Consider the following 21,513-nt stretch of genomic DNA (forward strand, 5'->3'; position numbering starts at 1 on the left):
GGCCGTGAATGCCAGCATGCGCAGGCACGCCATCACGAACCCGGCGTATTCGTCGGGCGCCAACGCAAGCTCTGCGCGGCTGTGCACGGCGATGGAATAGAACAGCTGGATCTCGTCGGCGGAAAATTCCCCGGCCAGCCGCTGGATGTCCGGCGCCAGCGGATCCTCTTCCGACACCGCGCCCGGCACGCGCTGGGCCATGCCCATGCGCGACAGCATCACGGCCAGGTCGGCCAGCGCCCCGGCATACGACAGGCTGCGCGCCGCCAGCTCGTCGGCCACGCCCACCACCCCGGCGCCGTCCGCCGCGCGGATCGCGTCGAGCAGGCGCACCAGGTGGCGCTGGTCGATCGTGCCCAGCATGCCGCGCACGGCCTCTTCCGACAGGTTGCCGGCGCTGTAGGCGATGGCCTGGTCGGTCAGCGACAAGGCATCCCGCATGGAACCGCGCGCCGCCTGGCCGATCAGGCGCAGGGCCGGGATCTCGAACGGCAATTGTTCATGCGCCAGCACGTGCTCGAGGTGGCCGACGATGGCCTCCGGCGGCATCTGCTTGAGGTTGAACTGCAGGCAGCGGCTCAGCACCGTGACGGGGATCTTCTGCGGATCGGTGGTGGCCAGGATGAACTTGACGTGGGGCGGCGGCTCTTCCAGCGTCTTGAGCATGGCGTTGAACGCATGCCCGGTCAGCATGTGCACTTCGTCGATCATGTAGACCTTGAAGCGGCCGGAGGTGGGCGAATAGACCGCCTGCTCGAGCAGCTGCGTCATCTCGTCCACGCCCCGATTCGACGCGGCGTCGAGCTCGAGGTAGTCGACGAAGCGGCCGGCATCGATCTCGGTGCACGCCCGGCACTGGCCGCACGGCGTGGCCGTGATCCCGGTCTCGCAATTGAGCGATTTGGCCAGGATGCGCGACAGCGTGGTCTTGCCCACCCCGCGCGTGCCCGTGAACAGCCAGGCGTGATGCAGGCGCTGCGTGGAAAGCGCGTGCGTCAGCGCACGCACCACGTGTTCTTGTCCGACCAGCGTATCGAATGAACGCGGCCGCCATTTACGAGCCAGCACCAGATATGTCATGAAGGATATTGTACCCCCCTACGCCCTTCGGGCGATGGGGAAACCCACCCCCTACGCGCTGACGCGCGCCCCCTCAAGGGGGCGATGCGGGTGGACCGGCAAAGCCGGATCCACCGCATCCTGGGCCTAACCCCTTTGCCCTGATTTTGGGGCACCCATTTACCGCTGCTGCCAGCGAAGCACCGGTGCCCCAACCCAAGAAACCGGCCCTAGACCCAGGGCACAGCGGATCCGGCTTTGCCGGTCCGCCAGTGCCGCCCCCTGGGGGGCGCCCGAAGGGCGTAGGGGGGGTGCTATAATTCTTATTGGCGGGCCCCTTCGCATGGCGGAGCGGTGAACCTGGTCAGGTCGGGAACGAAGCAGCCATAGCTGTAAACCGTCAGTGCCGAAGTCAGGCTCGCCACCCAATTCCCTTGTCCTGGGCTCTAAAAACCACACTAGCCGGACAGGCTCTTGGAAAAACCGCTTTTTTGCGGTTACCATTGGTTTATCTCGGGCTCTACGCCGACCGATTCCGGCGCCTACCTGCCCCGCTCCCCTCGCGTTTCGCGCTTCCCACGCATCGCCCAGGGGTACTCCCGTCAGGATCCGCGCATATAAAAAAATTCCCCTCAGGGGTCTGGAATCCAAGCACACGCGCCCACATATATCTATCGAATCACATACCCGTTTACCGCGCACTGCACCACTCTTCCCGCGCTTTGCGCACACCTCCAGAAGGAAAACCATGAGCGACGCGATCAAGCACGTGAGCGACTCCAGCTTCGATGCCGACGTACTTCAAGCCAATGAGCCTGTCCTGGTCGATTACTGGGCAGAATGGTGCGGTCCCTGCAAGATGATCGCCCCCATCCTGGAAGAGGCCGCCTCCCAGTACAAGGGCAAGCTGACGGTCGCCAAGCTGAACGTCGACGACAACAACGCCACGGCCGCCAAGTACGGCATCCGCGGCATTCCGACCCTGATGCTGTTCAAGAACGGCCAGGTCGTGGCCACCAAGGTGGGCGCGCTGTCCAAGTCGCAGCTCACCGCCTTCCTGGACAGCTCGCTGTAAGCAGGTAGCACGACACGGACCGGCCCAGAGCCGGTCCTTTCCGATCAACCTTTACCACGCCCTCTCCTTGCGCACCGGCGGCGCGCCCCGGCCTCGGGATCCAGCCCTCCGCCCCAAGAGCACCAGACTCCCTGCGCAAAGTCCTCCCACGAGGACGTGTCACCACCAAGAACTCCCCCCGGAGCTTTACCCGAGATGCATCTCAATGAACTGAAGGCGCTGCACGTTTCGCAACTGCTGGAAATGGCCGCCACGCTCGAGATCGAGAATGCCAGCCGCCTGCGCAAGCAGGAGCTGATGTTTGCCATCATGAAGCGGCGCGCCAAGCAGGGCGAGCCAATCTTCGGCGATGGCGTACTGGAAGTGCTGCCCGACGGTTTCGGCTTCCTGCGTTCGCCCGAAACGTCCTACCTCGCCAGCACCGACGATATCTACATATCGCCTTCCCAGATCCGGCGCTTCAACCTGCATACCGGCGACTCCATCGAGGGCGAGGTCCGCACTCCCAAGGACGGCGAACGCTACTTCGCCCTGGTGAAGGTGGACAAGGTCAACGGCCAGGCGCCCGAGACCATGAAGCACCGCATCATGTTCGAGAACCTGACGCCGCTGCATCCGAACAAGCCGCTGCGCCTCGAACGCGACATCAAGAGCGAAGAAAACCTGACCGGCCGGATCATGGACATCTTCGCCCCCATCGGCAAGGGCCAGCGCGGCCTGCTGGTGGCAAGCCCGAAATCGGGCAAGACGGTGATGATGCAGCACATCGCGCATGCCATCACCGCCAACCATCCCGACGTCACGATGATCGTCCTGATGATCGACGAACGTCCGGAAGAAGTGACCGAAATGCAGCGCTCGGTGCGCGGCGAAGTGGTCGCCTCCACCTTCGACGAACCCGCCACCCGCCACGTGCAGGTGGCCGAGATGGTCATCGAGAAGGCCAAGCGCCTGGTCGAGCTCAAGCACGACGTCGTCATCCTGCTCGACTCCATCACCCGCCTGGCCCGCGCCTACAACACCGTGGTGCCCGCCTCCGGCAAGGTCCTGACCGGCGGCGTCGACGCCAACGCCCTGCAGCGGCCCAAGCGCTTCTTCGGCGCGGCCCGCAACATCGAGGAAGGCGGCTCGCTCACCATCATCGGCACCGCCCTGATCGAAACGGGCAGCCGCATGGACGACGTGATCTACGAAGAGTTCAAGGGCACCGGCAACAGCGAAGTCCACCTGGAACGCCGCCTGGCCGAGAAGCGCGTCTACCCCGCCATCAACCTGAACAAGTCCGGCACCCGCCGCGAAGAGCTGCTGATCAAGCCGGACGTGCTGCAGAAGGTGTGGGTGCTGCGCAAGTTCATCTTCGACATGGACGAGATCCAGTCCATGGAATTCATCCTGGACAAGATGCGCTCGACGAAGAACAACGCCGAGTTCTTCGACATGATGAAAAAATAGGTCTCCCCTACGCGCTTCGCGCGCCCAGTATGGTGAGCCCCCAGCCGCTACGCGGCAGCCCCCCCGAGGGGGCCGGGACCCGCCTTGGGGCGGCCCGGCGCCGGGTCCCGGGGGGCGATGCGGGTGGCCGGCGGAGCCGGATCCACCGCATCCTGGGGTACTACCAGGCTGGTGGGGCGTGGCGTTCTTGCATGCCGCCATCTCCCCCACCTCACTTCCGCCTTCCCCCACGTTTTCTGCCCTCCTTGCTCTCTTCCCGGCCAACTTCCGCCGGAGGCCGTCTCCTGGGCGGGCGCAGCCCCGTGGGCGCATTGGAGCCGCCGGTGTCGGCACGGTTGGCGGGGAAGCAAGGGCGCAGCTGTTTGAGCACGGCTTTCGGGGTAGCCCAGTGGGCTACCCCGGTGCGAGTTCTGCGCCCGCCCCGCCAACCGTGCCGACACCGGGTAGTCCCGGCAACGCCGGGACCGGCTCCGTTGCGCCCACGGGGCTGCGCCCGCCCAGGAGACGGCCGGATAAAGAACCCGATCGCCTCGTCAAGCGATGCCTTTGAAGCGCAAAACGCCCAAAACATCGTACTGATTGCACAAATCCGGGAATCCCGCGATAATTTACGGCTTAGCTCTAGAAATTGGGCACGTTGTCGGGCCGGCGCTCCGTCCAGCAGTAAACACACGGAAGCCGCCATAAAGGAACCCCCCCTGGGGAAAACCGCCCCCAAGGCGCAAACCTTCGTCCGGCTGGCGACCCGCATACTCCCAAGGAAGACCATGAAAGAAGGCATCCACCCCGAATACCGCGACGTCGTGTTCCAGGATCTGCAGACCGGCAACAAGTTCATTACCCGCTCGACCCTGAACACGCGCGAAACCATCGAACTCGATGGCAAGACCTACCCGCTGTTCAAGTGCGACGTGACCTCGGAATCGCACCCCTTCTACACCGGCGCGCAAACCCGCATCGTGGAAACCGGCCGCGTCGAGAAGTTCCGCGCCCGTTTCGCCCGCACCACCGGCGCCGGCAAGACGTCCGCCTGACGGCACCGTCCGCGCACCCAGAAGGCAGCCTGCGGGCTGCCTTTTTTCTGCGCCCTGCTTGCGCTCGCCCGGCCGGGGTTCATGGCGCGGGAATCCGCCCGCCGCTGCAATTGCTTGCAATCCGGCTTCGCATTCCGCCATTTTTTGCGTGTCGCGGCCTGCCGGGACACTAGAATCCGTCTTGTCGCCTGTTAGGTAATCCCAGCGGTTCGATGCCTCACCGATTCCCGTCGCCCTTCCATACGTCCATCCTGCCGCCCACCCCCGCTCGGCTGACCGCGCTCGCGGCAACCAAGCTGCCGCGCTGGGGCCTGCTGGCCCTGTGCCTGTTGTACATCGTGACCGGCCTGGTCATGCGCGAACCCTGGAAGAGCGAAGACGTCATCGGCCTGGCGCAGATGTGGTCCGCCTACGATGGCGGCTGGGCGCAATGGCTGGCGCCCGAGGCGGCCGGCGTGGCGGTGTCGCAGGAAGGCCCCCTGGCGACGTGGGTGGGCGCGCTGTGCATGGCCGTCTTCTCGCCGCTGCTGGGGCACATCCTGGCGGCGCGCGTCCCCAACCTCATCTGGTTCGGCATCGCCAGCACCAGCCTCTGGTACGGCGCCTACCTGCTGGGCCGGCGAGCCGAGGCCCAGCCGCTGGCGCTGCCCTTTGGCGGCCAGCCCGAACCGCGCGACTACGGCCGCATGCTGGCCGACGCCGCGCTGCTCCTGCTGCTGGCCACCCTGGGCATATTGTGGCGGTCCCACGAGACCTCCGCCGAGCCGGCCGCGCTCGCCTTCCACGCGCTCGCCTTCTATTCCCTCGCGCGGATGCTCGACCATCCCCGCTCCGGCGCGCTGACGCTGGGGCTTGCGCTGGGCGGCGCATTCCTGGCGCGAGGCTTCCCCGCCGTCATGCCGCAATTGCTGGCCGTCGCGGTCCTGGCCGGCACCAGCCCGGCGCTGCGGCCCGCCGTGCGCTGGATCGCGCTGCTGAGCCTGCCGCTGGGCCTGGCGCTGTCGCTGGCCTGGTGGATCGCCACCGCGCAGCTCCACCCCTATTGGATGAGCGGCTGGTGGCACTGGAACGCCAGCGTGTTCGGGATGCTGACCCCGCGCGGACTGTCGGACGCGCTGCGCAACATGCCGTGGTTCCTGTGGCCCACCGGACCGCTCGCGCTGCTCGCGCTCTGGCGGTGGCGTGGATACCTGCTCTCGCCCCACGTGCAGATCCCGGCAGCGCTGATGCTGGCGGGCCTGGCCATGCTGCTCGCCACCCGCGAGCCGGTCGATGCGGAATACCTGGCGCTGGTCATCCCCTGCGCGATGCTGGGCGCACTCGCGCTGCCCACGCTGCGGCGGGGCCTGATCAACGCCCTGGACTGGTTTGCCGTCATGGTGTTCTCGGCAACCGCCTGCGTGGTCTGGATGGGATGGATCGCCATCATGACCGGCGTACCGCCCAAGATCGCCCGCAACATCGCCCGCCAGACCCCGGGCTTCGACGCCGATTTCTCGCTGTTCGCCTTCACCGCCGCGGTCGCGGCCAGCCTGGCCTGGATCGCGCTGATCATCTGGCGCTTCCGCTCGCGCCCCACCGGGCTGTGGCGCGGAACGGTGCTGTCGGCGGGCGGCGTGGTCGCGTGCTGGCTGCTGATCATGACGTTGTGGCTGCCCTCGATCAACTACAACAAGAGCTACCGCGAGGTCTCGAACGGCATGGCGCATGCCCTGGCCGCCGAGCGGGTCCGCACGGGCCGGCAGGAATGCGTGCGCAGCTCGGGCCTGGGGCTGTCGCAGCGCGCCTCGTTCGCGGTCTTCGACAACCTGCGCTTCGAGCTGTCCGGCGACTGCCCCCTCGTCCTGCTGCAAGGCAACGCCAGCGTACTGCGCAACGTGCTCCAGCGCGGCGAGTACGCCGGCAGCCGCGTGCTGTGGGAAGGCACCCGGGCGGCGGAATTCCGCCGCGCGCCCCAGTTCCGCGAGTATTTCATCCTGCTGCGCCCGGCCCCGGCCGGGCGTCCCGCCTCGTGAGCGAAGCCGGGCTCGCGCTCCCATCCGGCTGGGGCGCGACCCTGCGCCGCATCCTGCAACAGGGCTGGCCGGTCCTGGTCGGCCAGTGGGCCAGCATGGCCTTCGGCGTGCTCGATACCGCGATGACGGGCCATGCCTCGCCCGTGGCACTGGCCGCCATGGCGCTGGCGGTGTCCATCTACGTCACCGTGTTCATCGGCCTGACCGGCGTGCTGCACGCGCTGATTCCCATCGCCGCCCAGCACTTCGGCGGCCGCAGGCTGGCCGAGATCGGCCGCGCCTGGGGGCAGGCGGTCTGGCTGTCGCTGGGCCTGTCGGTGGTGGGCGGACTGGCGATGCTGTTTCCCGATACCTGGCTGGCGATGTCCGGAGACGTGGACCCTGCCGTGCGCGCCCAGGTACGCGGCTACCTGGCCATGCTGATCGTCGCCCTGCCCGCCGCGCTGGTCTTCCGCACCGTCTACGCTCTGAACACCGCGGTATCGCGGCCCAAGGTCGTGATGATGATCAACATTGCCGGCATCGGGTTCAAGGCGCTGTTCAACTGGCTCTTCATCTACGGCAAGTTCGGCCTGCCCGCGCTGGGCGCGGTGGGGGCGGGACTGTCCACCGCCCTCGTCTTCTGGATAAGCGTGGGCCTGAGCGCCCTCGTCCTGCGCCGCGACCCGTTCTACCGGCAATTCGGCCTGCGCATCGGCCGTCCGGACAGAAAGACGCTGGGAGAGCTCCTGCGGCTGGGCCTGCCCATGGGCGGCTCGTACCTGATCGAGGTCACGTCCTTCACGTTCATGGCGCTGCTGGTGGCGCGCGAGGGCGTCTACGCCACCGGCGGACACCAGATCATGGCCAACCTGGTCGCCCTGTGCTTCATGATGCCGCTGGCGCTGGGGGTGTCGACCGGCGCGCTCACGGCGCAGGCCATCGGCTCGGGAGATCCGCTGCGCGCACGGCGCACGGGCGCGGCCGGACTGATGATCAGCACCACGGGCGCGCTGCTGACGATCGCGGCCGTGATGCTGGCGCGCGGCCCCATCGTCCAGGCCTACACCAGCGATGCGCAGGTCGCCGTGGTGGCGCTGGGGTTGCTGGGCATGCTGGCCTTCTTCCACCTGTTCGATTCGCTGCAGTGCATGACCAGCTACCTGCTGCGCGCCTACAAGATGGCGGTCGGCCCCATGCTGATCCAGGCCGGCGCGCTGTGGGGCATCGGCCTGCTGGGAGGATGGTGGCTGGCATTCGGTCCGGGCGCCGGCGCGCTGCGCGGCGTGGTCGGGATGCTGATGCCCGGCGCGCCCACGGGCGCCGGGACCATGTGGTTGATGGCGACCTTCAGCATGGCGGTTTCGTCGCTCATGCTGCAATACGTCTACTGGCGGGTGGCCGCCCGGCGTCCGGCCACTCCCGCGGTGCCGCAGCCCAGGGCCTAGACGCGCAGGAAGTGCTCGCGGTAGTACTTGAGTTCGTCGATGGACTCGTAGATGTCGGCCAGCGCCTCATGCCGGCTTTTCTTCTCGAACCCCTTGTAGATCTCGGGCTTCCAGCGGCGGCAGAGCTCTTTCAGCGTGCTGACGTCCAGGTTGCGATAGTGGAAGAACGCCTCGAGCCGCGGCATGTAGCGGACCATGAAGCGGCGGTCCTGGCTGATGGTGTTGCCGCACAGGGGCGACTTGCCAGCCGGCACGTACTGGCCCAGGAACGCCAGCAGCTCGTCCTCGGCCTGGGCTTCGGTCAACGAGGAAGCCCTTACTTTGTCGATCAGCCCGCTGCGCCCATGGGTGGCCTTGTTCCAGTTGTCCATGCCGTCGAGCAGTTCGTCGGACTGGTGCAGGACCAGGACCGGCCCTTCGGCCACCACTTCGAGCTGGGCGTCGGTCACGACCACCGCGACTTCGATGATCCGTTCCTTTTCCGGATCCAGGCCCGTCATTTCCATGTCGAGCCAAACCAGGTGATTTTCGTTCAACGCCATATAATCGGTGCTCCGGAACCATGCATGATCGCGCGCGCGGCGCCAGGACGGCGGCGCGGGCACAAATGGCAATTTTCTCACAGGCTGGCGCCTCCTCTTTCCGAACCCGCACCGGGGTCCGTCGGGGCTTGTGCGTACGCCCCCCCTGACTACGAGCCGTCATTGTGTTTACCCTGCTGTTCGTCCTGATGCTGCTGGCCGGCGTTGCTACCCGGCTGTGGCTCTCCACCCGCCAGACCCGCCACGTCGCGCTGCACCGCGACCGCGTACCGCCCGAGTTCGCCGACCGCATCGGGGAAACCAGCCACAGGCGGGCGGCCGACTACACCATCGCCCGCATCCGCTTCGACATCGTGGCGCTGCTGTTCGATACGGCGGTGCTGATCGGCCTGACCCTGCTTGGTGGACTGCAGGCCCTGAACGAGCTGGCCGCCTCGCTGGCCTCGTCCGATTTCATCCGCCAGCTGCTGCTGGTGGCGATGGCCGCAGCCCTGCTGTCGCTGCTGGACCTTCCCTTCACCCTGTGGCGGCAGTTCGTGCTCGAGGCCCGGTTCGGGTTCAACCGGATGACCTTGCGGCTGTTCGCTGCCGATACCATGAAGGGCCTCGCGCTGGCGGTGGTGTTCGGGTTGCCGCTGCTCTCGGCCCTGCTCTGGCTCATGGCGGGTGCCGGAACCTACTGGTGGCTGTGGGGCTGGGGCCTGTGGATCGTCTTCAACCTTTCGGTCATGCTGCTTTTCCCCACCGTCATCGCGCCCTTGTTCAACAAGTTCACGCCGCTGGCCGACCAGGCGCTGGCCGAGCGCATCCAGGCGCTGGCCCGCCGCACCGGCTTCGCGCTGAACGGGCTTTTCGTCATGGACGGCTCGAAGCGGTCGGCGCACGGCAACGCCTATTTCACCGGCTTCGGCAAGAGCAAGCGCATCGTCTTCTTCGATACGCTGCTGGCCCGCCTGGCCCCCGAGGAAATCGAGGCCGTGCTGGCGCACGAGCTCGGCCACTTCAAGCACCGGCACATTCTCAAGCGCCTGGCGTTCAGCTTCGGCGTGTCGCTGGTGTTCTTCGCCCTGCTGGGCTGGCTGTCCAGGCAGGTGTGGTTCTACACCGGGCTCGGTACCATGCCCCTGCTGGGCGGACACAACGACGGCCTGGCCCTGATCCTGTTCTTCCTCGTGGCGCCGGTCTTCACCTTCGCCTTCATCCCGCTCGCGAGCTGGTACTCGCGCAAGCACGAGTTCGAGGCCGATCGCTTCGCCAGCGAGCAGACCGATCCCGCGAACCTGGTCTCGGCGCTGGTCAAGCTCTACGACGACAACGCCGCCACCCTTACCCCCGACCCCGTGCATTCGGCCTTCTACGACTCGCACCCGCCCGCCGGCATACGCATCGGCAGGCTGCGAGCCGCCGCGCCGCATGCCGCCCCGCTCGACCGTCTCCAGGAACCGGCATGAACCGCGTATTGAGTATCGAACAGCTGCGCTCGGGCCGCTGCGTGCCCATGAAGAACCGGGCGCCGATGAGCCCGGCCCACATCGACGAGCAGATCCACGTCCTGCCCATCTGGGCGCGGCGCGGCGACGTCCTGGAGCGCGACTACGAATTCGCGGACTATGCCCGCACCATCGCCTTCGTGAACGCCGTGGCCGAGATCGCCGGGCAGGAGAACCACCACCCCGAGATGCTGGTGGGTCACGGGCGGGTACGCGTGCACTACACCACGCACGAAATAGGCGGCATTTCCATCAACGACTTCATCTGTGCGGCCAAGATCGACGCGCGCTACGAACCATGAAGCCCCAGCGGCGCACTCCGGGGACCGGCCTGCAGGGCCGTGTCGTGGCCGCTTTCGGACGCCATTTCACGGTCGAGTGCGACGACGGCTCGACCCGCCAGTGCTACCCGCGCGGCAAGAAAGGCACCGCCGCCGTGGGCGACCGGGTCGAGGTGGCGCCCGAGGGCCCGGCAGAAGGCGCCATCCAGTCGGTGCTGCCACGCCGCAACCTGCTCTACCGCTCCGATGAAATGCGGACCAAGCAGTTCGCCGCCAACGTCGACCAGTTGCTCATCGTCGTGGCCACCGAGCCCGATTTCTCCGACGAACTGGTGGGACGAGCCCTGGTCGGGGCCTTCAATGCCGACATCGCTCCCATCGTCATCCTGAACAAGGTCGACCGCACGGCCGGCCTGGCGGCCGCGCGCCGCAAGCTGGCGCCCATCCAGGCACTCGGCGTACCGGTGCTGGAACTCAGCGCCCACGACGCCACCGCCACGCGGGCCGCCCTGGCGCCCAGGCTGGCCGGGCGCACGAGCCTGTTGCTGGGCCAGAGCGGCATGGGCAAGTCCACGCTGCTCAACGCCCTGGTCCCGGATGCCCTGGCCGCCACCCAGGAGCACTCTCAGGCGCTGGGCGCCGGCAAGCATACGACCACCAGCACGCGCCTGTATCACCTGCCCGCCACGCTGGCCGCCGGGGCCGACCTGATCGACTCGCCGGGATTCCAGGCCTTCGGCCTGCAGCACCTGGACGGCGCGCAGATCGTCAAGGGCTTCCCGGAATTCTCGCCCTACCTGGGACACTGCCGCTTCTACAACTGCACCCATATCCACGAACCGGGATGCGCCGTGCTGGAAGCCCTGGAGGCGGGCCGGATCGCGCCCCAGCGCCATGCGCTCTACGGCCGGCTGCTGGACGAACTGCAGCTCGGCCAACGCTATTGAGCCTTCAGAACCTGAAGAAATATCCGATCGGCGAAACAATCGTTTGGCGTTATGGTGTTCGGCGGTACGCTCGGGGGAATCCTCCAAGCGTACCTTCAGGAGCATTACGTGGCATACGCGGCGATCCGGACACTGATAGAAAAGCTCTCCAGCCAGCCCGACCTGCACGCTGCGCTGCGCCTGGCCCCCGACGGCACCGTCCTGGGCAGGTTCTACGAATTCGAACTGGCCAGCGGCTTCCAGCCGGTGGTCAGGATCGATACGCGGGCGGTGGCCGGCTATGACGCCTATGCCCGTTCGCACGCGACCGACGGCGACGTCATCAGCCCCTGGGGCCTGTTCTCGCGGGCCGCGGACGACGCGACGCTGGTACGGCTGGACCGGCTGTGCCGCCTGGTCCATACGCTGAATTATTTCTCGAAGGCCGGCGCCCTCCACCCCTTGTATCTGCGCGTCCACGGCCGGCTGCTGGCCGCCATCACGCATGACCACGGGCAGGCGTTCCGCCGCATGGTCGAGGCGCTGGGCATCCCGCCCGCGCGCATCGTGTTGCAGTTGCCGGCCGAGGCCGCGCAGGACGTCCTGCTGGCCGGCATGATACTGGGCAACTACAAGAAGGCCGGCTTCCAGTCGGGCGTGCATGCCAACAACGTGGGCGAGGCGCAGTCGCTGCTGCACCTGCATGCGCCGGAGGTCATCAAGCTGGACCTGCGCACGGTGGCCGATCCCGAACGCGAACTGCCCCCGCTGCTGGAAACAGCCGCGGGACTTTCGTGCCAGGTGGTGTTCAAGCGTGTCGAGGACGAGGCCAGCCTGGCCCGCCTCGCGACGCTGGGCGCGCAATACGCCCAGGGCTATCTGTTCGGCGCGCCATCGGCTTCGCTGGCGTCGCCGTCCCCGCAGGCGGCAGCGGCTCCCGAGCCGCCCGCCGCCTAGAGGCCGGCCTCGGGGCTAGCCGCGCGCGAGCAGGTCGGACATGTCGTCCGCGTGCTCTTCCTCGACCGCCAGGATTTCCTCCAGCATGCGGCGCGTGGTCGGGTCCTTGTCCCCCAGGTAGCGGACCATGGCCCGGTAGCTGTCGATGGCGATGCGCTCGGCCACCAGGTTCTCCTTGATCATGCTTTCCAGCGTGTCGGCCTCCACGTACTGGGAATGGCTGCGCCGGGACAGGCTGTCGGGCGAAAAGTCCGGCTCGCCGCCGAGCTGCACGATGCGCTGGGCGATCTGGTCGGCATGCTGCTGTTCCTGCGCGGCATGCTCGGCGAACTCGGCCGCGACCGGATCGGCATGGATGCCGCGCGCCATGAAATAGTGGCGCTTGTAGCGCAGCACACAGACCAGCTCGGTGGCAAGGGCCTCGTTCAGCATCTTGAGCACGACGTCGCGGTCGGCGCCGTAGTCCTGGGTCACCGCGCCCTCGTCCAGATGCTTGCGCGCCCGGGCGCGCATGGCCTCCACATCGATGGAAAACTTCTCGGCACTGGGGGCCTGCGGCTTGACTGCCTGCTCCATATTGCTCTCCTGTCTCGAGTGAAAACTCCATCCAGGATAGGCCGCGCCCCCGGTCACCGCTGTAACAATCAGAACGTCAGCCGCACGCCCATGACGATGTTCCGCCCCATCAGCGGCGCGGCATTCTTGATGAACGACGTATGCCGGTAGGCGAGCTTGTTCGTGAGATTGTTGGCGCGGACGTAGATCTGGTAACGGGTCCCGCTCATGCGTCCTTCGTAGGCCGCGCCAAGGTTGAGCATCGTGTAGCCGGCCGTCTCGGTCTCGAACTCGGCCACCTTGTCCTGGCGACCCACGTACGACAGCTCGACGTCGCCGCTCCAGGCCTGCCAGCGCGCATCGAGCCGCGTGCCGATCCGGTAGGCCGGGATGCGCGGAAGATTGCCGCCGCCGTCCAGCTTGGCGCGCACGTAGTCGCCCATCAGCGAGACGGCGAAGATGCGGTCGATCTGGTGGCGCACCTTGGCCTCCAGCCCGGTGAAGGTGGCATCGTGCTGCGTGTATTCCAGCAATTGCAGGTTCTGGTAGACGTCCAGCGTGCGTCCATAGATGAAGTTGTCCATCTTGTTGTGGAACACCGAGACCGAGAACGTGGTGGGCCCGGCGAACTTGCGCAGCGTGAGGTCGATGTTGTTGGACGTTTCCTTCTTCAGGCTGGCGTTGCCGATCTCGTAGGTGGACGTGGCCAGATGCAGGCCGTTGGCATAGAGTTCCTCGGCGGTCGGCAGGCGGTGCGAGCGCGACGCCGACACGCCCAGCGAATACTGCGGCGCGAACTTCCAGACGGCTCCGGCCGACACCGAAGTGCCGCGGTGGCGCGTGTCGGGCGCGCCACCCTGCACGTCGATGCGCTGCCATTCGTGCCGCAGCCCGCCCTCGAAGCGCCAATCGCCCACCGTGTATTCCTCGAGCATGAACAAACCGTTGTTGCGCGTGACGGTGGGCTGCACGTAGGCTTCCTCGCCCAGGGCGCTGAAGGCGCGGCGCGTCGTCTGCGCGCCGATCACGCCCCGCAGTCCGCCTATGGGCGCGTGCTCCAGTTCGACGCGGCCGTCGTGCGCCTTGTTCTTGAACGTGGTGGCGACCGTGTCGCCCTCGATCTCGTCATGCTGGTAGTCGGTGAAGCCGGCGCGCACGCGCAGCCGGGTGAAGCCGGCGAAAGGATCGCGCAGTTCGCCGCGCACGTCCCACCGCTGGCTGCGCAGCTTCACGAAAGGTATGCCGTGGCTGTCGCCGTCCTCGTCGTGGCCATGGTCGTGGCCGTCCTCGTCGCCGTGATCGTGGCCATGTCCGTCGTCGGGGCAGTGCAGGTGCGTGCCGTGCACATGGCAGCCCTCGTAGGCGTGGTCATGGCCCGGCAGGCCGTAGCGGTTGCGCTGGCTGGTGTAGGCCAGCCCGATGTAGCCGCGATCGCCCACCCACGACAGTCCCACGCTGCCGGTCTCGGTGTGGTTGTACGAACCGTCCACGCGGTTGCCGCCGGCCCAGCCCCGGCCTACCTTGTAGTCGTTGGCGTTGCGCTTGAGCCCCTCGGCATGCAGGACCAGCCCCTTGCCGCCGGTGGTCAGCTCGAACGCGCCCGACGTCTCGCGCGGCCCGGTCGCGCCGCGCAGCTCCACGCTGCCTTCCACGGCGTTCTCCGGCATTTCGGTGGGAATCTTGTTGTCGAGCACATTGACCACCCCGCCCATCGCCCCGCCGCCATACAGCAGCGCCGCCGGCCCGCGCAGCACTTCCACGCGCTGGGACAGCATGGGCTCCAGGCCCACCGCATGATCGGGGCTGATGGTGGAGGCGTCCTGGACCTCGGCGCCGTCGGACACGATCTTGACCCGCGCGCCGTCCATGCCCCGGATGATGGGGCGGCTGGCGCCCGCGCCGAAATGCGATGAAGTGATACCCGGCTCCTGCTCCAGCGTCTCGCCCAGCGTGGCGGCGCGCTTGGTCAGCAAGTCGTTCTCGTCCAGCACCGTAACCGGCGCCGCCAGGTCCTGTTCGCTGCGCGACAGGGGCGTGGCGGATACGGTGACTTCCTTCAGGGTCTGCGGCGCGGGCGCGGTAGGCGTTTCCGCCTGTGCCCAGGCGGCCGCGGGCAGGCCCCAGGAAACACTCATCAATGCCAATACGAGGGGGTTCAGCCTTCCCAACATCACGGTTCCTTCTTCATGGATGGCGCAAAAATGCCGCAGGCCGCCGGCAAGGCAGATCCTTGCCGGCCGCGAGCGGCATTCTTGCTCAAAACTGAAGTTAATGCAACTCTATTGCATATGCATGATGGTTGCACATGGGGAACCCTGGCGGGCGCGGATCAGAACGCCGAGCAATGCCCCCCGCTGGGAGCCTGCCCCGAGCCTATGGCCAGGATGGCGGGTTCCTTCCGATGGTTGACGGGACTGGAGTGGGTCCAGTCCCAGGCGAAGAAGGCGATCAGCACGGCCCAGAGCAGCACGACGGCGGAAGTACGGGAAGTCATGTCCATGTCCCCCGTTCACACGCCCAGCCGGCGGCGCAGGCGCACGCCGATCAGCGAGCCGGCGAAGGCCAGCACGACCCAGATCCAACCGTGCAGGCTACCCGTGGAAATGCCGCTGACCATGGCGCCGACGTTGCAGCCGAACGCCAGCCGCGAGCTGTAGCCCAGGAGGAAACCCGCGACCAGCACGGCCGCCCACTGGCGGCCGGTCAGCGGCTTGCCGCTGGACGGCTTGCGGGCGGCGATCCACAGCGCGCCGGCCATGATGCCGATGTTGGTGATCGAGGTGACGTCCAGGAACACGCTCTGGTCCAGCGTGCGCAGGTTGCCCGCCTGGCTCCAGAAGGCGTTGGCGGCGGGATCGAACACGCCGGCCGCCATCGCCACCTTGGCCGCCCACAGGCCGAAACCGTAGACCACGCCCCAGGGCTGGCCGGCCACCACCAGGTTCGCCACCGCCAGCAGGGCCAGGCCGACGCCGGCCAGCAGCAGCTTGCGGTTCCAGGGAGAAGATGCGGCCGCCCCGCCCTTGCGGCTCCAGACCCAGGCCGCCAGGCCGAAAACGGCCAGGCCGGCGAAGGTCAGCGCCAACGCGCCGCCCGCTCCCCAGTCGCGGACCAGGCTGACCGGCGCGATGGCGCCCAGCGACAGCCAGCCGTGCAGATGCACCGACCCCAGGAAACTGCCCAGTGCGAACAAGGGCAGCACGCCCATGTTCAGCGGAATGCCCAGTCCGGCCTTGTACAGCGTACCCGACCCGCAGCCATCGGCGATCTGCATCGTGATGCCGAACACGAAGGCGCCGATCAGCAGGCTGATGCTGGGAGGGCCCAGGGCCGCGGCCAGGTCGCCGGGAAACTTCGCCAGGAGCGGAATGGAAATGGCTGCCGCCACCGCCAGCAACGCAATCTGGGCGAACACGCCGCTGGCGTCCCGGGCCTCGATCAACCGGCGCCAGCCGGTGGTGAAGCCGAAGCGTGCGCCGGCCAGCAGGCCGCCCATGCCGATGCCGATGACGAACAGCACCGACTGGCGCACGGTCACGAACCAGGCCAGCGCCAGCACGGCAAGCAGGATCGCGGCCGTCAGCGGCCAGCGTGCATGGCCAAGCGCGGAGGACGCGGGAGAAGCGATGGCGGGCGAGCCCGCCTGGGAAAGCGTCGTTTGCATCAGGGGGATTCCTTTCGTGCTGGCGCCTCAGGAGTTGCCGAACAACTTCTTGAATTTTTCCGAGATCTGGCTGGCCCGGCCCGGCACGTTGTCCATGGGCAAGGCCTGGTCCGCGTTGGTCCAGTCGGCCAGGGATTCCGGATACATGCGCACGTGCGGCAGCCCCGCCAGTTCGGACAGCGCGAACCAGTCGGTCGCCGCCCAGTGTCCGGTGTTGCAGAACGCGATGTTGTCGCCGCCCGCGTCCGGGAATTCCCGGGCGGCGATGGCGCGGGCCTCGGCGGCCGAGACGATCTGCGTGCTGCCGGGGGCGAACCAGACGCTGTGCGGAACGTTGGTGGCGCCGTGGATGGTGCCGGGCACCGAGGCCGTCGGGGCCTTGACCAGGCCTTCGAAGAAATTCTTGGGCCTCGCGTCGATCAAACGGGTGCCGCCGCCGGTCGTGCCTGCCAGCACGTCGGCCTGGGTAGCCTTGATGGCGGTGTTCAGCCTGGGCTCGTAGCGGCTGGGGGCCGGCTGTGCCGGCGCGTCCTGGCTCAGGGGCTGCTGCGCCTGCTGCCAGGCCTGCATGCCGCCGTTCAGGATGGACAACTGGGTCAGGCCCAGGTATTTGAGCGTCCAGTAGACGCGGGCGGCGGCGCCGAAGTCGGTCACGTCCGCGCCCGAGGACACCACCACGGCATGGCGCTCGGGCGCCAGCCCGAGCTTGCGCACTTGCGCGGTCAGCTTGTCCAGCGGCGGCAGCGTGCCGGGGCTGTTGGCCGGTCCGCGCCAGGAGCCGTAGGGAGCGGACAAGGCGCCGGGGATGTGGCCTTGCAGGTAATCGGCGGGCGGCCGGATGTCGATGACCGTGACCGAGGGCGAGGACAGCACCGCCTTCAGTTCGTCGGGCGACAGGATGGGGGACGGGGCGGCCTGGGCGCCGGCCTGCGCGGCGAAGGCGATCAGCCAGGCGGAAAGAATGGCAAGGATTCTCATGATGATTGCGCGCGGCGCGCAGGGAATGGGCATCCTGAGAATTTTAAGACCTGGCCAGGGGATGGCTCAGACCAAGTCCCCATATTCATATAACATTAAATTATATGAAAGCGCTGTGAATATAGCTCCTGGCCATACGCCCGGAGGGCGCGGGCCAGGGCATCGGGCAACCCCGGCCGGGGCTGCCCGTAACGGCCGTGAACCGCCTCAGGCCGTGACGTGGAAGCCCACGCGGCCGAGATTCTGCATCTCGAGCTCGACCCAGGTACCGGCCACGAGCGCCTCGGCGGCGCTGGCGCCGCCGGCCATCACGATCGACCCCTCGGGCAGGATCTCGCCCGCCTGCGCCACCAGGCGCGCGGCCGCGACCAGCGAGCGCACGGGATGGCCCAGGATGGCGGCGGTGGTGCCGACCTGCTGGGCCTTGCCATTGCACGACATGATCAGGCCCAGGTTGGAGAAGTCGATGCTGGGCTTGTGCCAGGCTCCCAGCACCACACCCGACGACGAGGCGTTGTCCGCCACCACGTCTTCCAGCGAGAACTTGAAGGCCTTGTAGCGCGAGTCGATGATCTCCAGCGCCGGGGCGATCGCCTCGACGGCGTCCAGGGCCTCGATGGGCGACACCATGCCCGACAGCGGCTTGCGCAGCAGGAAGGCGATCTCGGGCTCGACGCGCGGATGCACGCGGGTCGACAGCTTCAGTTCGCCGCCCTCGTCCACGCGCATGTCATGCGTCAGGCGGCCCCAGATCATGTCGTGCACGCCCATCTGGACCATCTTGGCGCGGCTGGTGAAGCCCATCTTCATGCCGATGCGTCGATGGCCGCGGTCGATGCGGCGCTGGATCAGCATGCGCTGCACTTCGTAGGCCTCGGCCAGCGTCAGCGGACGGCGTTCGACGAACTGCTCGGCGGCGCGCGGCGTGCTGGCGGCTTCGTCCAGCTCGCGGGCCACTTCGGGTAGGGACAACAGCGGACCGCTCATGCTTGCTCCTTCGCGCCAAACACCGCGCGCACCGAACCCAGTCCGGCGATGCGCGCTTCCAGAATTTCCTCTCCCTGCACCGCGACCATGGGGCCCAGCGCACCACTCAGCACCACGTCGCCGGCACGCAGCGGATTGCCACGCTCGGCCATCTTGCGCGCCAGCCACAGGGCCGCGTTCAGCGGGTGGCCCAGGCACGCGGCGCCGGCGCCGATCGATACCTGGTCGCCATTGCGCTCCATGACCATGCCGCACAGGCGGGCGTCGAAGTCGCCCAGCTTGACCGGCCGGTTGCCCAGCACGAACAGGCCGGACGAGGCGTTGTCGGCGATGGTGTCGACGATGCTGATCTTCCAGTTGGCGATGCGGCTGTCGACGATCTCGATGGCCGGCACGGCATAGGCCACCGCCGAGATCAGTTCGGCCATGGTGGCCATGGGCTGGGCCAGGTCGCGCTCCATGACGAAGGCGATCTCGGCTTCGACCTTGGGCTGGATCAGGGTCGACAGCGGCACTTCCTCGCCGTCGCATACCGACATGTCGGCGAACAGCATGCCGTAGTCGGGCTGGTCCACGCCCAGCTGCGCCTGCACCGCCTTGGAGGTCAGGCCGATCTTGCGGCCGACCAGGCGGCGGCCCTGCTTGATCCAGTGGTCGGTATTGGCCTGCTGCACCGCGTACGCGGCGTCCAGGTCGCCGGCCGGCAATTGATCCCGGATCGGATCGATCGCGACGCGGCTTTCATGAGCACTGCGCAGGCGTTGCGCAAGCCCGGCGATCGCCTCGGCGGCGACGCCCCCCTGTCCTATCTGCCCCATGGGTAGTCCTGTTTGGAAGTTGGAGAAAAGAGAAAAACACCTTTATGCCGTATACGTACGAATATACGGGAGAAACCTGCGCGCGGACAATGCCGGCGGTTCATGGCCCCACTCCGGCCATCAATTTGAGGCATTTGACGAACAACGCCCGATATTCGAGCGGGAGGGCCGCGATGATGGCTTCCTCGACCTCCCGGTCGCGGGGCAGCACGCGCTCGAGCACGTCCACGCCCGCCTGGGTGATGGTGACGGCATACGCACGCTTGTCGTCCGCCGAGCGCCGGCGCCGCAGGTACCCCTTGCGCACCAGGCGGTTGATCATGTCGGCCAGCGAATTGCGGTCCAGCGCGATGTCCTCGGCCAGCTGATTCTGCGTGGCGCCCGGATGCTTGCAGACGGTGATCAGCAGCGCCTTCTGGCGCGGCGTCAGGTCCTCGTCGTGGAAAGTCTGCATGAACAGGGCCTCGGCGCGAAAATGCGCGCGCCGCAGCAGGTGCGACACGACGTCCGTGAGCTCGAACGCCCGCACGGCATCCGTGCAAGGCACGGTTTCAGGTTCGGGAGACGGCGCGGCGGGCGGGCGTCGCAAGGCGGAGGATCGGGTCATGGTGGCGAGCCGGAGCGGACTTGAGATCTTAACTGATGTCGCGCGCCCGGCCAGCGGCGCCCTGGCGTTTCTTCGAACCGGCTATGGCTGGCACCTAAGTTGTTATGCCCCCGGGGATGGACCGGTCGCGCGAAATTCCACTATATTATGACGTATACGTACTATACCTCAACGGAACCCAGCACCATGTCGGTCAAATCCCTGCGCAACTTCATCGGCGGCCGCTTCGAAGACGGCATCCGCACCTTCGACAAACTCAACCCCGCCAACGGCGAACTGGTGGCGCGCGTGCACGAAGCCAGCCGCGACCAGGTGAACGCCGCGGTGGCGGCGGCCCGCCAGGCCTTGCCGGCCTGGGCGGCGCTGCCGGTCAACCAGCGCACGGACTACCTGTACGCGCTGGCCGACGGCATCGAACGCCGCTTCGACGATTTCCTGGCGGCGGAGATCGGCGACACCGGCAAGCCCGTGGGCTGGGCCAGCCAGATCGACATCCCGCGCGGCGCGGCCAACTTCCGCGCCTTCGCCGAGATCGCCCGCACGCTGGACATGGAAAGCTTCATGACCGATACGCCGGACGGCCGGCAGGCGCTGAACTACGCCTACCGCAAGCCGCTGGGCGTGGTGGGCGTCATCTCGCCGTGGAACCTGCCGCTGCTGCTGTTCACCTGGAAGGTCGCGCCCGCGCTGGCCTTCGGCAACACCGTGGTGGCCAAGCCTTCCGAGGTCACGCCTTCCACCGCCACCCTGCTGGCCGAAGTGGCGGCCGAGGTCGGCCTGCCCGCCGGCGTGTTCAACGTGGTCCACGGCTTCGGCCCGAATTCGGCCGGCGAATTCATCACTACCCACCCTGACATCGACGGCATCACCTTCACCGGCGAATCGGCCACCGGCAGCACCATCATGAAGGCGGTCGCGCCGGGCGTGAAGCCGGTATCGTTCGAACTGGGCGGCAAGAACGCCGCGCTGGTATTCGAGGACGCCGACTTCGACGCGGCCGTCGCCGGCGTGGCCCGCTCGGTCTTCGCCAACTGCGGCCAGGTCTGCCTGTGCACCGAGCGCGTCTACGTCCAGCGGCCGATCTACGACCGCTTCGTCGCCGCCCTGAAGCTCGAAGCCGAGAAACTGGTGCTGGGCCGCCCCATGGACAGCGCCACCACCATGGGCCCGCTGGTGTCGCACGAGCACCGCGAGAAGGTGCTGTCCTACCTGCGCCTGGCGGTCGAGGAAGGCGCCACCGTGGTCACCGGCGGCGGCGTGCCGACCTTCGGCGACGAGCGCGACCAGGGCGCCTACATCCAGCCGACCATCTGGACCGGCCTGCCCGAGACCGCCCGCTGCATCAAGGAAGAGGTGTTCGGCCCGGTCTGCCACATCGCCCCCTTCGATACCGAGGAAGAAGCCATCCGGCTGGCCAACGACACCCACTACGGGCTGGCGGCGGCCGTCTGGACCACCAACCTGACCCGCGGCCATCGCGTGGCCCAGGCCATGCAGGTGGGCCTGGCGTGGGTGAACTGCTGGTTCCTGCGCGACCTGCGCACGCCCTTCGGCGGCAGCGGCCTGTCGGGCATAGGGCGTGAAGGCGGCCGCCACTCGCTGCATTTCTATACCGAGCCGACCAACGTCTGCGTGAAGCTGTAGGC

General features: G+C 67.4%; 20 protein-coding genes and 1 other RNA gene. 11 read left to right on the forward strand and 10 right to left on the reverse strand.

Features of this window, described 5'->3' with window-relative positions:
* Positions 1-1,080 (reverse strand): DNA polymerase III subunit gamma/tau (gene dnaX, locus N5K27_RS19770; protein ID WP_279818290.1); only part of this gene is annotated, 1,080 nt, incomplete at its 3' end.
* 307 nt (positions 1,081-1,387) lie between these two features.
* On the opposite strand from dnaX, the gene ffs reads away from it, so the two are divergent.
* From ffs to N5K27_RS19800, 6 genes are all read left to right on the forward strand, one after another.
* Positions 1,388-1,485: signal recognition particle sRNA small type (ffs, locus tag N5K27_RS19775), an RNA gene on the forward strand.
* Between the two features lie 322 nt (positions 1,486-1,807).
* Entirely contained in the window at positions 1,808-2,134 is a 327-nt protein-coding gene (gene trxA, locus N5K27_RS19780) for a thioredoxin TrxA (RefSeq protein WP_087840746.1), read from the forward strand.
* 195 nt (positions 2,135-2,329) lie between these two features.
* A complete protein-coding gene (rho, locus tag N5K27_RS19785; RefSeq protein ID WP_087840747.1) occupies positions 2,330-3,586 on the forward strand; it encodes a transcription termination factor Rho in 1,257 nt (418 codons plus the stop codon).
* A 767-nt stretch (positions 3,587-4,353) separates the two neighbouring features.
* A complete protein-coding gene (locus N5K27_RS19790) occupies positions 4,354-4,620 on the forward strand; it encodes a type B 50S ribosomal protein L31 (RefSeq protein WP_087840748.1) in 267 nt (88 codons plus the stop codon).
* Between the two features lie 212 nt (positions 4,621-4,832).
* Positions 4,833-6,635, forward strand: a complete 1,803-nt coding sequence (locus N5K27_RS19795; protein ID WP_243724439.1) for a glycosyltransferase — start codon at positions 4,833-4,835, stop codon at positions 6,633-6,635.
* Positions 6,632-8,062 (forward strand): MATE family efflux transporter, encoded by a 1,431-nt coding sequence (locus N5K27_RS19800; protein WP_087840749.1) that lies wholly within the window; start codon positions 6,632-6,634, stop codon positions 8,060-8,062. The genes N5K27_RS19795 and N5K27_RS19800 overlap by 4 nt, the downstream gene beginning before the upstream one ends.
* On the opposite strand, the gene orn is transcribed toward N5K27_RS19800, so the two are convergent.
* A complete protein-coding gene (orn, locus tag N5K27_RS19805) occupies positions 8,059-8,604 on the reverse strand; it encodes an oligoribonuclease (RefSeq protein WP_087840858.1) in 546 nt (181 codons plus the stop codon). The genes N5K27_RS19800 and orn overlap by 4 nt on opposite strands.
* A 188-nt stretch (positions 8,605-8,792) precedes the next feature.
* Here orn and N5K27_RS19810 point away from each other — a divergent pair, with 188 nt between their 5' ends.
* The 4 genes from N5K27_RS19810 (at position 8,793) to N5K27_RS19825 (ending at position 12,258) form a co-directional block, all read left to right on the forward strand.
* Positions 8,793-10,055 carry a M48 family metallopeptidase gene (locus tag N5K27_RS19810; protein WP_132979439.1) on the forward strand — a complete coding sequence of 421 codons (1,263 nt, stop codon included), beginning with the start codon at positions 8,793-8,795 and terminating at the stop codon, positions 10,053-10,055.
* Positions 10,052-10,396, forward strand: a complete 345-nt coding sequence (locus N5K27_RS19815; RefSeq protein WP_087840750.1) for a 4a-hydroxytetrahydrobiopterin dehydratase — start codon at positions 10,052-10,054, stop codon at positions 10,394-10,396. Before N5K27_RS19810 ends, N5K27_RS19815 begins: the two co-directional genes overlap by 4 nt.
* Positions 10,393-11,322: a ribosome small subunit-dependent GTPase A gene (gene rsgA / locus N5K27_RS19820; RefSeq protein ID WP_087840751.1), complete on the forward strand. Its 930-nt coding sequence runs from the start codon at positions 10,393-10,395 to the stop codon at positions 11,320-11,322. The genes N5K27_RS19815 and rsgA overlap by 4 nt, the downstream gene beginning before the upstream one ends.
* Positions 11,323-11,430: 108 nt before the next feature.
* Positions 11,431-12,258, forward strand: a complete 828-nt coding sequence (locus tag N5K27_RS19825) for an EAL domain-containing protein (protein ID WP_279818295.1) — start codon at positions 11,431-11,433, stop codon at positions 12,256-12,258.
* A 15-nt stretch (positions 12,259-12,273) separates the two neighbouring features.
* On the opposite strand, the gene N5K27_RS19830 is transcribed toward N5K27_RS19825, so the two are convergent.
* The 8 genes from N5K27_RS19830 to N5K27_RS19865 form a co-directional block, all read right to left on the reverse strand.
* Positions 12,274-12,834: a ferritin-like domain-containing protein gene (locus N5K27_RS19830; protein ID WP_087840753.1), complete on the reverse strand. Its 561-nt coding sequence runs from the start codon at positions 12,832-12,834 to the stop codon at positions 12,274-12,276.
* A 68-nt stretch (positions 12,835-12,902) separates the two neighbouring features.
* Positions 12,903-14,948, reverse strand: a complete 2,046-nt coding sequence (locus N5K27_RS19835; RefSeq protein ID WP_243724440.1) for a TonB-dependent receptor — start codon at positions 14,946-14,948, stop codon at positions 12,903-12,905.
* Positions 14,949-15,142: 194 nt separating this feature from the next.
* On the reverse strand, positions 15,143-15,307 hold the full coding sequence (locus tag N5K27_RS19840; protein ID WP_165963085.1) for a hypothetical protein: 165 nt from the start codon (positions 15,305-15,307) through the stop codon (positions 15,143-15,145).
* 15 nt (positions 15,308-15,322) lie between these two features.
* Complete coding sequence (locus N5K27_RS19845) at positions 15,323-16,381, reverse strand: YeeE/YedE thiosulfate transporter family protein (RefSeq protein WP_279818368.1); 1,059 nt, start codon at positions 16,379-16,381, stop codon at positions 15,323-15,325.
* Positions 16,382-16,504: 123 nt separating this feature from the next.
* Positions 16,505-17,455, reverse strand: a complete 951-nt coding sequence (locus N5K27_RS19850) for a rhodanese-like domain-containing protein (protein WP_087840860.1) — start codon at positions 17,453-17,455, stop codon at positions 16,505-16,507.
* A 207-nt stretch (positions 17,456-17,662) separates the two neighbouring features.
* A complete protein-coding gene (locus N5K27_RS19855) occupies positions 17,663-18,442 on the reverse strand; it encodes a fumarylacetoacetate hydrolase family protein (RefSeq protein ID WP_087840756.1) in 780 nt (259 codons plus the stop codon).
* Positions 18,439-19,260 (reverse strand): fumarylacetoacetate hydrolase family protein, encoded by an 822-nt coding sequence (locus tag N5K27_RS19860; protein WP_087840757.1) that lies wholly within the window; start codon positions 19,258-19,260, stop codon positions 18,439-18,441. The genes N5K27_RS19855 and N5K27_RS19860 overlap by 4 nt, the downstream gene beginning before the upstream one ends.
* A 100-nt stretch (positions 19,261-19,360) precedes the next feature.
* A complete protein-coding gene (locus N5K27_RS19865; protein WP_279818301.1) occupies positions 19,361-19,867 on the reverse strand; it encodes a MarR family transcriptional regulator in 507 nt (168 codons plus the stop codon).
* A 186-nt stretch (positions 19,868-20,053) separates the two neighbouring features.
* Between N5K27_RS19865 and N5K27_RS19870 the strand changes: the two genes are divergently transcribed.
* Positions 20,054-21,511 (forward strand): 2-hydroxymuconic semialdehyde dehydrogenase, encoded by a 1,458-nt coding sequence (locus N5K27_RS19870; protein WP_087782228.1) that lies wholly within the window; start codon positions 20,054-20,056, stop codon positions 21,509-21,511.
* Positions 21,512-21,513 lie beyond the last annotated feature (2 nt).

The sequence above is a fragment of the Pigmentiphaga sp. GD03639 genome (assembly GCF_029845405.1).
Taxonomy (GTDB): Bacteria; Pseudomonadota; Gammaproteobacteria; order Burkholderiales; family Burkholderiaceae_B; genus Pigmentiphaga; species Pigmentiphaga daeguensis.

What these genes read in the sequence shown, in the direction of transcription:
- N5K27_RS19810 (WP_132979439.1), top strand. Translation starts at nt 8,793, where the DNA reads ATGCTGCTGGCCGGCGTTGCTACCCGGCTGTGGCTCTCCACCCGCCAG.
- rho (WP_087840747.1), top strand. Translation starts at nt 2,330, where the DNA reads ATGCATCTCAATGAACTGAAGGCGCTGCACGTTTCGCAACTGCTGGAA.
- N5K27_RS19850 (WP_087840860.1), bottom strand. Translation starts at nt 17,455, where the DNA reads ATGAGAATCCTTGCCATTCTTTCCGCCTGGCTGATCGCCTTCGCCGCG.
- N5K27_RS19865 (WP_279818301.1), bottom strand. Translation starts at nt 19,867, where the DNA reads ATGACCCGATCCTCCGCCTTGCGACGCCCGCCCGCCGCGCCGTCTCCC.
- N5K27_RS19840 (WP_165963085.1), bottom strand. Translation starts at nt 15,307, where the DNA reads ATGACTTCCCGTACTTCCGCCGTCGTGCTGCTCTGGGCCGTGCTGATC.
- N5K27_RS19855 (WP_087840756.1), bottom strand. Translation starts at nt 18,442, where the DNA reads ATGAGCGGTCCGCTGTTGTCCCTACCCGAAGTGGCCCGCGAGCTGGAC.
- N5K27_RS19860 (WP_087840757.1), bottom strand. Translation starts at nt 19,260, where the DNA reads ATGGGGCAGATAGGACAGGGGGGCGTCGCCGCCGAGGCGATCGCCGGG.
- N5K27_RS19790 (WP_087840748.1), top strand. Translation starts at nt 4,354, where the DNA reads ATGAAAGAAGGCATCCACCCCGAATACCGCGACGTCGTGTTCCAGGAT.
- N5K27_RS19870 (WP_087782228.1), top strand. Translation starts at nt 20,054, where the DNA reads ATGTCGGTCAAATCCCTGCGCAACTTCATCGGCGGCCGCTTCGAAGAC.
- orn (WP_087840858.1), bottom strand. Translation starts at nt 8,604, where the DNA reads ATGGCGTTGAACGAAAATCACCTGGTTTGGCTCGACATGGAAATGACG.
- N5K27_RS19815 (WP_087840750.1), top strand. Translation starts at nt 10,052, where the DNA reads ATGAACCGCGTATTGAGTATCGAACAGCTGCGCTCGGGCCGCTGCGTG.
- rsgA (WP_087840751.1), top strand. Translation starts at nt 10,393, where the DNA reads ATGAAGCCCCAGCGGCGCACTCCGGGGACCGGCCTGCAGGGCCGTGTC.
- N5K27_RS19830 (WP_087840753.1), bottom strand. Translation starts at nt 12,834, where the DNA reads ATGGAGCAGGCAGTCAAGCCGCAGGCCCCCAGTGCCGAGAAGTTTTCC.
- N5K27_RS19795 (WP_243724439.1), top strand. Translation starts at nt 4,833, where the DNA reads ATGCCTCACCGATTCCCGTCGCCCTTCCATACGTCCATCCTGCCGCCC.
- trxA (WP_087840746.1), top strand. Translation starts at nt 1,808, where the DNA reads ATGAGCGACGCGATCAAGCACGTGAGCGACTCCAGCTTCGATGCCGAC.
- N5K27_RS19835 (WP_243724440.1), bottom strand. Translation starts at nt 14,948, where the DNA reads ATGAGTGTTTCCTGGGGCCTGCCCGCGGCCGCCTGGGCACAGGCGGAA.